This is a genomic window from Nonomuraea rhodomycinica (assembly GCF_013363995.1).
Classification (GTDB): domain Bacteria; phylum Actinomycetota; class Actinomycetes; order Streptosporangiales; family Streptosporangiaceae; genus Nonomuraea; species Nonomuraea rhodomycinica.
This window is the reverse complement of record NZ_JABWGO010000007.1, coordinates 134,970-149,300: the sequence shown is the minus strand read 5'-3', so window position 1 is coordinate 149,300 and position 14,331 is coordinate 134,970. Positions and strand designations below refer to the sequence as shown.

Genomic DNA, 14,331 nt, shown 5'->3' with positions numbered 1-14,331 from the left:
TCACCTCGCTTCGAGAGTGCATGTAGCACATGTCAGGACACATGCCTGTGCTGCCCAACGTATCGACATAGGTATCAACAATCACCTTTCTCGTCGGTCAAGGTCGGCGTCACCGGATGTCAGATGGAGCAGCATGCGGGTGTTGCCCAAGGTGTTCGGCTTGACGTGCTCAAGGTCGAGGAACTCCGCCACACCCTCGTCGTACGAGGCCAGCAGCTCGGCGTAGACCTCCGGGGAGACCGGGGTGCCCTGAATCTTCCGGAACCCGTGGCGGCCGAAGAAATCGACCTCGAAGGTCAGGCAGAACACCCGGCTCAGCCCGAGCTCCCTCGCGGTACGGATCAGCGCGGAGACGATCCGGTGGCCGATGCCCAGCCCGCGGAAGGCGGGATCCACGGCGACCGTCCTGATCTCGGCCAGGTCCTCCCAGAGGACGTGGAGGGCGCCGCAGCCCACGACCACGCCGCCCCGCTCGGCGACCCAGAACTCCTGCACGTCCTCGTACAGCGTGACGGTGGCCTTCTCCAGGAGACGTGGACCGGCACCGGCATAGGTGTCGACCAGGCGCCTGATCGTCCTGACGTCCGACGTGCGGGCACGGCGCACCACGATGTCGGTGTCAGACACGGCGACTTCGGCGACCTGTTCCATGGGCATCCAGAGTACAGATCCCATTACGGCTCGTACCAAAATCCTCTCTGCCTCCGGCATCCGACATGTCCCTCCAGGGTGCTGCGCCCGGGCAACGCAGGGATCAACTCATGGCAAAGTAGACATAAAGTCGGACAGGCAGCACGGGACTCGTTGTCACCTGGTGACCCTTCGGTAGCGATACCTCTACAGAGTTGGCAGTTCTGGTTGAGCAGGAACCCGAGGTGCACTAATGTCCAGCGACGATGTCACCCGCGACCCCCGCGTGGAGACGCGCCCAATCCCCGCAGGGGAGCCGGGGACCCGCCGGTGGCGAGCTCTCGAGTGCCACCACCTGGGGTGAATCCGAGCATCACGCTCGGTAGGGCTGCTCCGGCCCGAACCCGTCAGCTAACCCGGTAGGCGTCGATGAGAGGAGCTGGTCGGTGAAGCGCACGCGCGGTCGCGCAAGGACGAGGGCGGGCCGGCATGCCCGCCCCCCGAAACGGGCTCTGCTGAGCCGTTTCGCCGTCCTGAGCGCCGCCGTGGTGGCGCTCTCCTTCGCGATCCCGTCCGGAGCCGCCACCGCCGAGCCCAAGCCCTCCCTGGAGGAGCTGTCCAAGCGGGTCGAGGCGATGCACACCGAGATCGAGACCCTCAGCGAGCAGTACAACGGCCAGCGCGAGAAGCTCAAGAACGCCCGCAAGTCGGCGGAGCAGGCCAAGAAGGTGCTGGCCACCAGCGAGGCCGACCTCGCCGCCAAGCGGTCGAGGACCCGGCAGCTCGCCCAGCAGGAGTACATGACGGGCGGCCTCGGCCACGCCCTGGCCATGATGGGCGCCGACGACCCCGACGGCTTCCTCGACCGGGCCGCCACCAGCTACGCCCTGCAGCAGGAGGCGGGCGCGGAGGTCAACCAGGTCGTCCAGGCCATGGAGCAGGCCAGGAAGGCCAAGGACGAGGCCAAGGCCCACATCGACGAGGTCGAGAAGCTCGTCAGCGACCTCGACACCAAGCGCGACAAGATCGTCAAGCTGGTGGCCAAGGTGGAGAGCAACCTGTTCAGGCGGGCGATCGGCGAGGCGGGCCGTCCCGGCACGCGCGCCCAGCGCGTCGCCCTGCCGATCGCGGGCGAGGGCAAGGCCGCCGCCGCGGCCCGGTGGGCCCTGACGCAGCAGCTCAAGCCGTACGTGTGGGGCGCCGAGGGGCCGAGCTCGTACGACTGCTCCGGACTGGTCATGGCCGCCTACCAGCGGGTCGGCATCTCGCTGCCGCACTACACCGGCAGCCAGTGGACCGCCGGCCGGCACATCTCCCGCGACCAGCTGCGCCCCGGCGATCTGGTCTTCTTCTACGGCGACCTGCACCACGTCGGCATCTACATCGGCGGCAACATGATGGTCCACGCGCCGCGCACGGGTGACGTCGTCAGGGTGGCGTCGCTGGCCAACCGGCCGTTCGTGGGCGCCGTCCGCGTCGCCGACTGAGCTCCTGCGCGCCGCGGAGGCGACGGGGCGAGCGGCGTCAGATGAGCTGGCGGCGGGCGGCCCACGCCACGGCCTCGATGGCCGTGGCGACTCCGATGCGGTCGCAGATGCCGCGCAGCCGGCGGCGTACGGTGCGCCCGCTGATGTCCAGGCGTCTGCCCACCCGATCGACGGTGACTCCCTTGGCAAGCTCCGCCAGCAAGGCTAGATCGGCGTGGCTAAGCTCAACCTGATCGGTGAGCACATCCATCGGGAGCCCTCCCCCCAACAGCAGTCTCGGAGTCGTCGTCGGCCCGTGCAAAGCTGTTCGCTCCGCAGACGTTAAACGCATACGGGAAAGGCCGTCAAGCGCGATATTCGTGGCACTTGACGGCCATCATTGACTTGATCCGTCGTATGTGGGGGACTCGGCGGATGTCGGCACTTCGGAGCACGCTGCGCGATCACAGCAGCCCTTACAGACCCTCACAAAGGTTCCTGACGCGGTCGCGGTGCGTCGCATTTCGTCCGGCACGATCCCGCAATTGCGCGCGACCCGTACTCCGGCCGCCTTTCCGCGGCCCCGTCATCCCGCCGCCCGGTGCGGCGGGATGCCGGGAGACCCGTCAGCGGTTGGGCTTGACCAGCGGGAAGAGGATGGTCTCGCGGATGTTCTTGCCGGTGAACGCCATGATCATGCGGTCGATGCCGGCGCCCATGCCACCGGTCGGCGGCATCGCGTACTCCAGGGCCTGCAGGAAGTCCTCGTCGAGCTGCATGGCCTCCGGGTCGCCGCCCGCGGCCAGCAGCGACTGCTCGACCAGGCGGCGGCGCTGCTCGATCGGGTCGATGAGCTCGGAGTAGGCGGTGCCCAGCTCGGTGCCGAACCCGATGAGGTCCCACTTCTCGGTCAGCAGCGGGTTGTCGCGGTGCTGACGGGTCAGCGGCGAGGTCTCCAGCGGGTAGTCCATGACGAACGTCGGCTGGATGAGCGTGTGCTCCACCAGCGCCTCGAACAGCTCCTGGACCAGCTTGCCCGGCCCCCACTTGGGGTCGTGCGGGACGTCGTGCTTGTCGGCCAGCTCGCGCAGGCGGCCGATCGGCGTCTCGGTGGTGATCTCCTCGCCCACCGCCTCCGACACGGCGCCGTACAGGGTGACGCGCGGCCACTCGGGGATGCCGAGGTCGATCTCGACGCCGTCGTGCACGACCACCGAGGTGCCCAGCGCCGCGACCACGGCCTTCTGGTACATCCGCTGCGTCAGGTTGGCCATGTCGTTGTAGTCGAGGTAGGTGCCGTACGCCTCGAGCATGGTGAACTCGGGGTTGTGCGTGGAATCGGCGCCCTCGTTGCGGAAGTTGCGGTTGATCTCGAAGACCTTCTCGATGCCGCCGACGACCAGCCGCTTGAGGTAGAGCTCGATCGCGATGCGAAGGTAGAGCTCCATGTCGTAGGCGTTGATGTGGGTCTTGAACGGCCGGGCCGTGGCGCCGCCGTGGATCGGCTGCAGCATGGGCGTCTCGACCTCGAGGTAGCCCTCCTCGTGCCAGAAGTCGCGCACCGCGCGCACGGTGGCGCTGCGGATGCGGGCCATCTGGCGCGCCTCGTCGTTGACGATGAGGTCGACGTAGCGCTGGCGGACCCGCGCCTCCGGGTCGGTGAGGCCGATGTGCTTCTCCGGCAGCGGGCGCAGGCACTTGGAGGTGATCTGCCAGCTCTCGACCATGATCGACAGCTCGCCGCGGCGCGAGGTGATCACCTCGCCGATCACGCCCACGTGGTCGCCCAGGTCGACGTCGCGCTTCCAGGCGGCCAGCGAGTCCTCGCCGACGCGGTCCAGCGAGATCATCACCTGGAGGTCGCCGCTGCCGTCGCGGAGCGTGGCGAAGCAGAGTTTCCCGCCGATCCGGTTGAGCATGACGCGGCCCGCGACCGCGACCTGCTCACCGGTCGCGGTGTCGGGCTCCAGGCCCTCGTGTGTCGCCCTGACCTCGGCGTTGGTCGCCGTGCGCGGGAAGCTCACCGGATAGGGGTCGACGCCCTCGCTGCGAAGGCGGTCGAGCTTCTCCCTCCGGATGCGCATCTGCTCGGGAAGTTCGTCGCTCACAGCATCAAAGAGTAGGGGATATGGCGAACTGCAAGGGCTCGTCGGTTCGTTGCAGTTGCACTGCAACGCCTCTGCAAGACTCCCGGGTTACCCATGACTCAAGAGCTCAGGGGGCCTGGCAGGGAGCCGGCCCGGGAAAGAGCTCAGGGAGAGATCATGATCAAGCAGATCGCGACCGGTGTCCTGGCCGCCGCGGCGACCACCGCCCTCGCGCTGTCGCTGTCGGGCGCGGCGAGCGCCACCACCGCCTCCGCGGCGCACCGCGACAGCGACTCCTGGGGCCCGGTGTTCTCGCGCAACCACCTCGCCAAGGCCGACGGCTGGATCAACGTCGACTGGGACGAGGACCAGGAGTCCAACACCGTGGACGTCCGGGGCCGGCTCTTCGACCTGGACGACCGCGACTACGACGAGGGCGGCAAGTGCGCGTACGTGAAGTTCGAGTCCAGCGACTTCGACCACGACTGGTCGCCCGTCTACAGCAAGAAGTACTGCGGCTTCCCCGGCTTCAAGCGGTTCAGCTTCCACACCGAGGACTCCACCGGCGTGCGGGTGAAGGTCTGCCAGATCGGCGAGCACGGCTCGTACCAGACCAAGTGCAGCCGCTGGGAGTACATCTACACCGCCGAAGACGAGTAACCGGCGCCCGTCGCCACACGCCCGAGCGGCCCCCTTCCCGAGCGGGGGCCGCTCGTTCACGTCCGCGGCCTGCCGTGCCTGCGCGCGGGTGCGGGACCGCCGTCAGGCGGTGTTGCGGTTGTAGATGAGTCGCAGGCCGATGAGGGTCAGCCACGGCTCGTGCACGTCGATGGAGCGCGACTCGCTCACCACGAGCGCCGCGTGGCCGCCGGTGGCGACGACGGTCACGTCGTCGGGGTCGTCGGCCAGCTCGGCCGCCATCCGCTCGACGATGCCGTCCACCTGGCCGGCGAAGCCGTAGATGATGCCCGCCTGGAGCGCCTCGACGGTGTTCTTGGCGATGACCGAGCGGGGACGGACCAGCTCCACCTTGTGCAGCTGGGCGCCGGCCGCCGCCAGCGCGTCGACGGAGATCTCGATGCCGGGCGCGGTGACGGCCCCGACGTACTCGCCCTTGGCCGACACCGCGTCGAACGAGGTCGCGGTGCCGAAGTCGACGATGATGCAGGGGCCGCCGTACTGGTCGATGGCGGCGAGCGCGTTGACGATGCGGTCGCTGCCGACCTCCTTGGGGTTGTCCATGCGCACCGGCACACCCGTGCGCACCCCCGGCTCCACGATCACGGCTGTCACGTCGCCGTAGTAGCGCCGGCACATCTCGCGCATCTCGTTGAGCACGCTGGGGACCGTGGAGCAGATCGCGATGCCGCTGATGTCGGCGCCCTTGAGCAGGGGCGACTGCGCGAGCAGCCCCTGCAGGACGACCGCGATCTCGTCGGCGGTGCGGCGCGCGTCGGTGGCGAGCCGCCAGTGCTCGATCACGTCCTCACCCTCGAACAGGCCGAGCACCGTGTGCGTGTTGCCGACGTCGATCGTGAGCAGCATCCGTTTACCCCCGTAGGTCCAGTGCGATGTCCAGGGCCGGCGCCGAATGGGTGAGCGCTCCCACCGCAAGGTAGTCCACGCCAGTTTCGGCCACAGGCCGGGCCGATTCCAACGTCAGGCCGCCGCTAGCCTCCAGCTTCACCTGACCGCGCTCCGTCGTTCGATCCGTGCTCGTCTGATCACTCGTGTTACTCGTCTGATTTTGAACTATTTGTACGGCTTTGGCGATCTCCTCGACGCTGAAGTTGTCGAGCAGGATCTCCTGGGCACCCTCCCGCAGCACGGGCTCGATCTGGTCCAGGCGGTCCACCTCCACCTCGATCGGCAGGTCCGGGTACCGCTCGCGGACCGCGCGGAACGCCTCGGCCACGCCGCCCGCGGCCACCACGTGGTTGTCCTTGATCAGCGCCGCGTCCGAGAGCGACATCCGGTGGTTGACGCCTCCGCCGCAGCGCACCGCGTACTTCTCCAGCGCCCGCAGGCCCGGCAGCGTCTTGCGGCTGTCGCGCACGCGCGTCCGGGTGCCGCTGACCGCCTCCACCCATCGCGCGGTGAGGGTGGCGATCCCGGACAGGTGGGTGAGCAGGTTCAGCGCGGTGCGCTCGGCCGTCAGCAGGCCCCGCGTCGGGCCCGCCACCGTCATCAGCACGTCGCCCCGCCCCACCCGCTCGCCGTCCTTGACCCGCCGTTCGGTACGGGTGGCGCCCAGCCGCGTGAACACGGCCTCGGCGACGGCCAGCCCGGCCACGACGCCGTCGGCGCGGGCCACCACGTCGGCGACGGCGCGGGCGTCCGCCGGGATGGTGGCCAGGCTCGTCACGTCACCGGCCTCCTGGAGGTCCTCGGCGAGCGCCCGGTCCACCAGCGCGTCGATCTCGTCCGGGTCGAGCCCGGCGGCGGCCAGGTCCTGCGCCAGGCGCGGCGGCAGCCCGTCGGCGTGCGGGGTGTAGGTCATGCTCAGGCCCTCCTCGGTCAGGGTCACGTCCAGGTGGCCCAGCCATTCGTCGTCGTCGCGGTCGGGGAAGTCCTCGCGCCAGTGGGAGCCGCGCGTCTCCAGCCGGGCGGCGGCCGCGGCGGTGAGGACGGTCGCGACCGTGAGCAGGTTCGTCGCCTCCCACGACTCGGTGCAGGGGGCCACCTCGACCGGGGTCCAGCGGGCGTCGCGCAGCGCCCGGGCCGTGGCGGCCACCGACTCGCGCTCCCGCAGGACGCCGGAGCCGCGGCTCATGTGCGCCTGGACCCGCGCCCGCACCCGGGGGTCCACCAGCCCGGCCGGCACCGCGCCGCCGGCCGGCGACACGACCTCGGACGCGGCCGGGGAGGCGTGCGTGCGGCGGGCGGCGGCCACCGTGTGGATGTCCGCGGCGATCTGCTCGGCGAACACCAGGCCCTCCAGCAGCGAGTTGGAGGCCAGCCGGTTCGCGCCGTGCACGCCCGTGCAGGCCACCTCGCCGCACGCGTACAACCCCTCGACGGATGTACGGCCGGCCAGGTCCGTGCGGACGCCGCCGCTGGCGTAGTGCGCGGCCGGGGCGACCGGGACCAGCTCGGTGACCGGGTCGATGCCGTGCTCGCGGCAGGCCGCGAGGATGGTGGGGAAGCGCGTGGCCCACAGGTCGGCGCCGAAGTGCCGGCCGTCCAGGTAGACGTGGTCGCGGCCCGTCCGGCGCATGGTCCGGATGATGGCCTTGGCGACGACGTCGCGCGGCGCCAGGTCGGCCAGTTCGTGGACGCCCCGCATGAACGCGTTCCCCTCGTGGTCCACCAGGAAGGCGCCCTCCCCGCGTACCGCCTCGGAGATGAGCGGCTGCTGGCCCGTGGAGTCCGCGCCCAGCCAGAGCACCGTGGGGTGGAACTGGACGAACTCCAGGTCGCGCACCACGGCGCCGGCCCGCAGCGCGAGGGCCACGCCGTCGCCCGTGGAGACGACGGGGTTCGTCGTGGCCGCGTACACCTGTCCCATGCCGCCGGTGGCGAGCACCACGGCGCCGGCCCGCACCGCGCCCACGCCGTCGCGCGCGCCCTCGCCCATGACGTGCAGCGTCACGCCGGCCGCCCGGCCCCGCGCGTCCTTGAGCAGGTCGAGAACCAGGGCGTGCTCGATGACCTCGATCGAGGACGAGGCGCGGACCGCCTCGGCCAGGGCGCGCTGCACCTCGGCGCCGGTGGCGTCGCCGCCCGCGTGGACGATGCGGTGGCGCCGGTGACCGCCCTCGCGGCCGAGCTGGAGGTCGCCGTCCGGGGTCCGGTCGAAGCGGGCGCCGCGCGCCATCAGCCGCCGCAGCGCGCCGGGGCCCTCGGTCACGAGCGTCCGGACGGCCTTGGCGTCGCACAGGCCGACACCGGCGACGAGCGTGTCGCTCAGGTGCTCCTCCGGGGTGTCCGCGGGGTCGAGCACGGCCGCGATGCCGCCCTGCGCCCAGCGGGTGGAGCCGGAGGACAGAACGTCCTTGGTGACGACGAGGACCTTGGCGGCGGGGTCGAGCTCGGCGTGGCGCAACGCCACGGTGAGGCCGGCGACGCCGGAGCCGACAACGACCACGTCCGCCTCGACCTCCCAACCGGGAGCCGGCGCCGTGAGCCGCAGGGGGATCGGCGGGGTACTCATGGGATCTCCTCGCGCTGGGCGATTTCGTCAGAATGACGATAACGCCTCGGCGGGGATGCGCCGCCCGCGGGGTCCCAGGAACGTCGGGGGCTCCGGCGGGGGTCTCACCGACGGTCTGGGTCGCTTGCGGTTCTCGTCGACGTTCGGGGCGCGCGCGGTTCCCGCGACGTGGCGGCCATAGGCGAGCGCGCCCTCCCGCCGGGGGACGCCGCTGGGAACGGCGGCGCGGACCATGGAGATGCGGAGGTGACGCTGCGGGTCAGGGGGCGCGGGCTCGGCGCGGCCAGAAGGCGCGGCGAGCCAGGAGGCGCAGGGGCGGAGGCAGGGACGCGGCCGAGTCGAAGGCGACGGCCGCGGCCAAGACCCCGGCACGGTCCGGTACCCCGGCACGGTCCGTTACCCCGGCAGCGTCGCGGGCGTCCCGGTCGTCAGGGGCGCGACGACCCGGCGCTCAGCTGACGTGATCCTCGTGGGCGCCCAGCGTGAGGACCATGTTGTCGATCAGCCGGGTGCTCCCGACCCTGGCGGCCACGGCGAGCACGGCCTCACCCGTGTACGCCTCGTCCACGGGGGTGAACGTGGCCGGGTCGACCAGCACGACGTAGTCGAGAGAGATCTCCGAGGCCGCCGCGTCCAGCACGGCCCGCGCCGCGGCGAGGATCCGCGACGGCGCGCTCTCGGCCGCCCCCGCCCGCAGCGACCGCGACAGGGCCAGCGCGGAGCCGCGCTCGGCGCCGGACAGGTAGCGGTTGCGGCTCGACAGAGCCAGCCCGTCGGGCTCGCGGACCGTCGGCGCACCCACGATCTCGACCGGCACGTCCAGGTCGCGCACCATGCGCCGGATCAGGGCGAGCTGCTGCGCGTCCTTCTGCCCGAAGACGGCCACGTGGGGCTGGACGAGGTTGAACAGCTTGAGCACGACGGTCAGCACGCCGTCGAAGTGGCCGGGACGGCTGGCGCCCTCGACGACCTCGCCCATCGCGCCGGAGGACACGCTCACCTGCCGGTCGGGGCCGTACATGGCCTCGGCGGACGGCGCGAACACCACGTCGACGCCCTCGGCCCGGCACACCTCCAGATCGGCGTCGAACGTACGGGGATAGCGGGAGAAGTCCTCGCCCGGCCCGAACTGGAGGGGGTTGACGAAGATGCTCACCACCACCCGCTCGGCCCGTGTCCGCGCCTCCCGCATGAGCGAACGGTGCCCCTCGTGCAGCGCGCCCATGGTCGGCACCAGGGCCACGCGCTCGCCGGCGGGCCATTCGCCGCGCGCCTTGGCCAGGTCGGTCCGGTCACCGGCGACGGTCACGTCCATATGTTCCCTCCGAGCGCGTCGAGCAGGCGCTCGGCCTCCTCGGGTTTCAGCAGTCCGGCGGCGAGGGCGCGGTCGGCGGTCAGCCGGGCCAGCGCGACGTAGGCGTCGGCGGCCTCGGGCGCCGCCAGGATCAGCGCGTCGACGTGGCGGCGCACGGTGCCCGCGTCGCCGCGCACGACCGGCCCGGTCAGGCCCGAGATGCCGAGCCGGAGCACGTTGTCGAGGGCCGCCCCGAGCAGCGGCCCGAGCATCCGGCCCGGGTGCTCCACGCCGATGCGCCGCAGCAGTTCGGACGACTCGGCGATGAGCGTGACCATGTGGTTGGCGGCCCCGGCCAGGGCCGCGTGGTAGAGGGCGCGGTCGGCGTCGGCGATCCAGACCGGCTCGCCGCCCATCTCGATGACCAGCGCCTCGGCGATGGGCCGCAGCGGGTCGGGGGCCGTCACGCCGAACGAGCACCCGGTGATGCGGTTGAGGTCGTCGTCGCGGCCCGTGAACGTCATCACGGGGTGCAGCGCGAGCGGCAGCGCCCCGGCCCGCGCCGCCGGGTCCAGGACCGACAGCCCGTACGCGCCGCTGGTGTGGACGAGCAGCTTGCCCCGCAGGTCGACGCCCGCCTGGGCGAGGCCGGCGACCAGGTCGGGCAGCGTGTCGTCGGGCACGGTGAGCAGGATCAGCTCACCGGCGGCGACGACCTCGTCGGGCGGCGAGGGCACGACGCCCAGCCGCTCGGCGGCCCAGCGCTGCGAGGCGTCGGAGACCCCGCTGGCGGCGACGACGCGGTGCCCGGCCTGTGCCAGCGCGGCGCCGAGCGCGGAGCCCACCTTGCCTGCTCCCAGCACGCCCACGGCCAGCCGTGCCGGGCGATCGCCTGCGTCCATGCGTTCCCACCCCTGTCGACCTGATGGCCTGCCGACCAGCGTAACGGCCAGGCGTGAGTGCCGATGTGACCGGGGTTTTGCTGCATGTTGAGTTAGCGACAATTGGGACAAGGGAAGCAAAAAGTGAGCGTATCTCCTGTCGGAAGAGATGAGGAGAGGGTCCACCCGCACGGTCACGGCCACCGGGTCGCCGACCCGACCCGGTGACCGCGCCGGTGTGCGAGCCCCTTGGAGGTGCGCGCCCCTGGCCGTCCATCCGCCGACTGGCCGGCCGGGAAACTGGAGCTCGGGCAGGCCGCCATTGGCCGCCCGAGCTCCGCACGCCTGGCGTCGCCAAGCGCGTCCGGCCCCTCCTCCGTGCCGGCCGCGCCCGGCGGCGCGCCGTCGACCCGCGATGATGTGCTCGACCGCCGGGTCCGCGGCGGCGTAGGCAAAGATTAGCGCAAGGCGATGACAATAGGTAGTGTCGCCATGACGGTACGTGTCATCGCGAGATCATGAGATAGTCCATCCATGTGGCTCACCTGGCGCGCCGCGATGGAGCGCGCGCTCTACGGCGAGGGCGGCTTCTACCTCCGCGAGCGCCCTTCGGGCCACTTCCGCACCTCGGTCAGCGCCAGCTCCGCCTTCGCCGACGCGGTCCTCGCGCTGCTCGCCGAGGTGGACGCCGAGCTCGGCCGCCCGGACCCCCTCGACCTCGTCGACATCGGGGCCGGCGAGGGCCTGCTGGTGCGGCACGTGCTGGAGGCGGCCGGCCCGGCGCTGCGCCGGCGGCTGCGCGTCACGGCCGTCGACCTCTCCCCCCGGCCGCTCGGGCTGCCGCTCACGATCACGTGGGCGTCCGAGCCGCCGCCCGTCGTCACCGGCCTGGCGATCGCCAACGAGTGGCTCGACAACGTCCCGGTGGACGTCGCCGAGCAGACCTCGGAGGGGCCCCGCCTGGTCCTGGTGGACACCCGCACCGGCGAGGAGCGGCTCGGCGACCCCGTGAGCCCCGAGGACCGGGCCTGGCTGGACCGCTGGTGGCCGCTGCCCTGCGTGGGCTCGCGCGCCGAGATCGGACGGCCTCGCGACGCCGCCTGGGCGTCGGTCGTCGGACGGCTCGCGGGCGGGCTCGCGGTCGCCGTCGATTATGCACACCCTGTGGATAACCGTCCGGCGCGGGGCACTCTGACCGGGTACCGCGACGGGGCCGTGGTGGCGCCCATCCCCGACGGCACCTGCGACATCACCGCGCACGTCGCGCTCGACGCGTGCGCCGAGGCGGGTGCGCGCGCCGGCGCGATATCCACAGCCTTGTCCACACAACGCGCCGCGTTGCGGTCGCTGGGCCTCACCGGGACCCGGCCGCCGCTGGAGCTCGCGCGCAGCGATCCGCGGGCCTACCTCCGGGCGCTGGCGCGCGCCTCGGAGGAGGCCGAACTGATCGACCCGCACGGGCTGGGCGGCTTCGGCTGGCTCGCCCAGCGCCGCTGAGCCCCAGGCGACCCGGCCTTGCGCCGGCGAGCGGCAGGAGATTCGGGCGCCGGCGAGCGGCAGGAGATTCGGGCGCCGGCGGGCCGGCGCCGCCGAGTCCCCCGGTGGTCCGGGGTCAGGCCGCGGCGGCGCGCAGGTCCAGCGAGTGCAGCCCGCGGATCACGTATCCCGGCTTCCAGACCGGCTCGCTGACGAGCTCCAGCTCGCTCGTCCGGTCCAGCAGCGCGCCGAACGACTCCACCATCTCGATGCGGGCCAGCGGGGCGCCCAGGCAGAAGTGGATGCCGGCGCCGAAGGAGATGTGCGGGTTGTCGGCCCGGCCCACGTCGAGCCGGTCCGGGTCGACGAACACCTCGGGGTCGCGGTTGGCCGAGCCGAACAGCAGCGCCACCTCCGACCCGCGCGGGATGCGCACGCCGTGGACCTCGATGTCCTCCAGCACCCACCGCTCGAAGAGCTGGAGCGGCGTGTCGTAGCGCAGCAGCTCCTCGACCGCCGTGGGCAGCAGCGACCGGTCGGCGCGCAGCCGGGCCAGCTCCTCCGGATGCCGGAACAGCGACCACCAGCCGTTGCCCGTGCCGTTGACCGTGGCCTCGTGGCCGGCGTTGAGCAGCAGCACGCAGGTGCCGGCCAGCTCGTCCTCGGTCAGCTCCTCGATGCCGGCCAGCGCGCTGATCAGGTCGTCGCCGGGGGCGGCGGCGCGCTCGCGGGCCAGCCCCTTCAGGTACGCCTCGAACTCCTCGGCCGCGCGCACCGCCGCCTGCTGCGCCTCCGGCGTGGGGTTCAGCTCGTACATGCCGCACATGTCGGCCGACCAGGGGCGCAGCAGGTGCCGGTCGGACTCGGGGATGCCGAGCATCTCCGCGATGACCGTCACCGGGAGCGGCTCGGCGACCTCGGCGATGAGGTCGCCGCCGCCCTTCTCCACGAACGCGTCCACCAGGCCCCCGGCGATCGCCCGCACGCGGGGACGCAGCGACTCGACCATGCGCGGCGTGAACGCCTTGGACACGAGCCGCCGCAGCCGCGTGTGCAGCGGCGGCTCGACCTCCAGCATGCCGTTCCTGCTGACCCGCCAGAACGGCTCCTGGAAGTCCGGCTCGGGCCGCCGGCCGAACTCCTCGTGGGTGGCCACGTGCAGGTAGGTCCGGCCCAGGCGGCGGTCCCTGAGCAGGGCGTTCACGTCGGCGTGCCGGGAGATGAGCCACTGGTCGGTGGGCTCGTAGTAGGTCACCGGCGCCGTACGGCGCAGCTCGTCGTAGACGTCGTACGGATGGGCGACGAAAACCGGATTCCGGGGGTCAAAGCGCACTACTGCATCTTAGGAGGCTCCTCCGAGGCGGCGAGCTGCCTGGCGTGACGGCTGCGCATCCTGATGTTCAGGAGCTCCACGATGACGGAGAAAGCCATGGCGAAGTAGATGTAGCCCTTGGAGATGTGCTGGCCGAGCCCCTCGGCGATGAGCACCACACCGATCAGCACGAGGAAGGCCAGCGCCAGCATCTTGATGCTGGGGTGCCGGTCCACGAACCGGCTGATCGGCCCCGACGCGAACAGCATCACGATCACGGCCACGATCACGGCGGCGATCATCACGCCCAGCTCGTCCACCATGCCCACGGCCGTGATCACCGAGTCGAGCGAGAAGACGACGTCCAGCACCATGATCTGCACGATGACCGAGACGAACGAGGTCGCCGCGCGCTTCTTGCCGTCCTCCTCCTTCAGCTCCATGCTGTGGCCGATCTCGGTGACGCTCTTGGCGAGCAGGAAGAGCCCGCCCAGCAGCAGGATCAGGTCGCGTCCCGAGATCTCGTGGCCGAACACCTCGAACAGCGGAGCCGTCAGCCGCACCACCCACGACAGCGCCAGCAGCAGGAGCAGCCGGCTGACCAGCGCCGCCGCGAGCCCCATCACGCGGGCCCGGTCGCGCTGCTCGGGCGGGAGCTTGCCGGCGAGGATGGAGATGAAGATGATGTTGTCGATGCCCAGGACGATCTCCAGGGCGACAAGGGTGAAGAACCCTATCCAGATCTGAGGGTCGGTCACCCAGTCCAGCATCTGCTTACCTCCACGTTCGCACGGCCTCTACGGGTTTCCCCGGACCAACGACTCAGGGTCCGGGGAAGTTCGCGAGCTTGCGATCCGGTCGGGGGCGTCGGTTATAGTTCGGGACGTAGGTCATGAGTGCCAGCGCCAAGCCCCGGCTCGCTGGCCGGCAACCCTCGCGTCCGCGGCGGGGTGCCCCGGGTGAAGACCTGGTCCGTCACGAGGTGTGGCGGGCAAGCGCGGGCTCCGAGGCTGCTCCAGGGGCCCGATGGCC

Annotated in this window: 12 protein-coding genes and 2 riboswitches; of the genes, 3 read left to right on the top strand and 9 right to left on the bottom strand. The window is 71.5% G+C overall.

Going from position 1 to position 14,331, the window contains the following annotated elements; genetic code table 11:
- Window positions 1-81 precede the first annotated feature (81 nt).
- On the bottom strand, window positions 82-651 hold the full coding sequence (locus tag HT134_RS26870; protein ID WP_175603237.1) for an amino-acid N-acetyltransferase: 570 nt from the start codon (window positions 649-651) through the stop codon (window positions 82-84).
- 264 nt (window positions 652-915) lie between these two features.
- Window positions 916-1,071: riboswitch (cyclic di-AMP (ydaO/yuaA leader) on the top strand.
- A gap of 5 nt (window positions 1,072-1,076) precedes the next feature.
- Between HT134_RS26870 and HT134_RS47130 the strand changes: the two genes are divergently transcribed.
- Window positions 1,077-2,117, top strand: coding sequence for a C40 family peptidase (locus HT134_RS47130; protein ID WP_312888456.1), 1,041 nt, complete (start codon window positions 1,077-1,079; stop codon window positions 2,115-2,117).
- Between the two features lie 37 nt (window positions 2,118-2,154).
- Here HT134_RS47130 and HT134_RS48160 read toward each other — a convergent pair whose 3' ends face one another.
- A complete protein-coding gene (locus HT134_RS48160; protein WP_376768113.1) occupies window positions 2,155-2,280 on the bottom strand; it encodes a helix-turn-helix domain-containing protein in 126 nt (41 codons plus the stop codon).
- Between the two features lie 442 nt (window positions 2,281-2,722).
- Window positions 2,723-4,204, bottom strand: a complete 1,482-nt coding sequence (lysX, locus tag HT134_RS26855; protein ID WP_312888455.1) for a bifunctional lysylphosphatidylglycerol synthetase/lysine--tRNA ligase LysX — start codon at window positions 4,202-4,204, stop codon at window positions 2,723-2,725.
- Between the two features lie 156 nt (window positions 4,205-4,360).
- On the opposite strand from lysX, the gene HT134_RS26850 reads away from it, so the two are divergent.
- Window positions 4,361-4,843 carry a hypothetical protein gene (locus HT134_RS26850; protein WP_175603235.1) on the top strand — a complete coding sequence of 161 codons (483 nt, stop codon included), beginning with the start codon at window positions 4,361-4,363 and terminating at the stop codon, window positions 4,841-4,843.
- A 102-nt stretch (window positions 4,844-4,945) separates the two neighbouring features.
- Here the strand turns inward: HT134_RS26850 and HT134_RS26845 are convergent, their stop codons facing one another.
- From HT134_RS26845 to HT134_RS26830, 4 genes are all read right to left on the bottom strand, one after another.
- Window positions 4,946-5,728: a type III pantothenate kinase gene (locus HT134_RS26845; protein ID WP_175603234.1), complete on the bottom strand. Its 783-nt coding sequence runs from the start codon at window positions 5,726-5,728 to the stop codon at window positions 4,946-4,948.
- 4 nt (window positions 5,729-5,732) lie between these two features.
- Window positions 5,733-8,336 (bottom strand): L-aspartate oxidase, encoded by a 2,604-nt coding sequence (locus HT134_RS26840; protein ID WP_175603233.1) that lies wholly within the window; start codon window positions 8,334-8,336, stop codon window positions 5,733-5,735.
- 451 nt (window positions 8,337-8,787) lie between these two features.
- Complete coding sequence (panC, locus tag HT134_RS26835) at window positions 8,788-9,651, bottom strand: pantoate--beta-alanine ligase (protein WP_175603232.1); 864 nt, start codon at window positions 9,649-9,651, stop codon at window positions 8,788-8,790.
- On the bottom strand, window positions 9,642-10,532 hold the full coding sequence (locus tag HT134_RS26830; RefSeq protein ID WP_175603231.1) for a Rossmann-like and DUF2520 domain-containing protein: 891 nt from the start codon (window positions 10,530-10,532) through the stop codon (window positions 9,642-9,644). The genes panC and HT134_RS26830 overlap by 10 nt, the downstream gene beginning before the upstream one ends.
- Window positions 10,533-11,045: 513 nt before the next feature.
- On the opposite strand from HT134_RS26830, the gene HT134_RS26825 reads away from it, so the two are divergent.
- On the top strand, window positions 11,046-12,008 hold the full coding sequence (locus HT134_RS26825; protein WP_175603230.1) for an SAM-dependent methyltransferase: 963 nt from the start codon (window positions 11,046-11,048) through the stop codon (window positions 12,006-12,008).
- A gap of 115 nt (window positions 12,009-12,123) precedes the next feature.
- Here the strand turns inward: HT134_RS26825 and HT134_RS26820 are convergent, their stop codons facing one another.
- Together HT134_RS26820 and HT134_RS26815 are read right to left on the bottom strand one after the other, a co-directional pair.
- Window positions 12,124-13,320 carry a cytochrome P450 gene (locus HT134_RS26820; protein WP_175603229.1) on the bottom strand — a complete coding sequence of 399 codons (1,197 nt, stop codon included), beginning with the start codon at window positions 13,318-13,320 and terminating at the stop codon, window positions 12,124-12,126.
- Window positions 13,320-14,069: a TerC family protein gene (locus HT134_RS26815; RefSeq protein ID WP_175603228.1), complete on the bottom strand. Its 750-nt coding sequence runs from the start codon at window positions 14,067-14,069 to the stop codon at window positions 13,320-13,322. Before HT134_RS26815 ends, HT134_RS26820 begins: the two co-directional genes overlap by 1 nt.
- A 118-nt stretch (window positions 14,070-14,187) precedes the next feature.
- Window positions 14,188-14,303: riboswitch (SAM riboswitch) on the top strand.
- The last annotated feature ends 28 nt before the right edge of the window (window positions 14,304-14,331 follow it).

Excerpts from the sequence above, each read along its gene's own strand:
- HT134_RS26870 (WP_175603237.1), bottom strand. The coding sequence starts at position 651 with ATGGAACAGGTCGCCGAAGTCGCCGTGTCTGACACCGACATCGTGGTG.
- HT134_RS26840 (WP_175603233.1), bottom strand. The coding sequence starts at position 8,336 with ATGAGTACCCCGCCGATCCCCCTGCGGCTCACGGCGCCGGCTCCCGGT.
- HT134_RS26825 (WP_175603230.1), top strand. The coding sequence starts at position 11,046 with ATGTGGCTCACCTGGCGCGCCGCGATGGAGCGCGCGCTCTACGGCGAG.
- panC (WP_175603232.1), bottom strand. The coding sequence starts at position 9,651 with ATGGACGTGACCGTCGCCGGTGACCGGACCGACCTGGCCAAGGCGCGC.
- HT134_RS26845 (WP_175603234.1), bottom strand. The coding sequence starts at position 5,728 with ATGCTGCTCACGATCGACGTCGGCAACACGCACACGGTGCTCGGCCTG.
- HT134_RS26815 (WP_175603228.1), bottom strand. The coding sequence starts at position 14,069 with ATGCTGGACTGGGTGACCGACCCTCAGATCTGGATAGGGTTCTTCACC.
- HT134_RS26830 (WP_175603231.1), bottom strand. The coding sequence starts at position 10,532 with ATGGACGCAGGCGATCGCCCGGCACGGCTGGCCGTGGGCGTGCTGGGA.
- HT134_RS26850 (WP_175603235.1), top strand. The coding sequence starts at position 4,361 with ATGATCAAGCAGATCGCGACCGGTGTCCTGGCCGCCGCGGCGACCACC.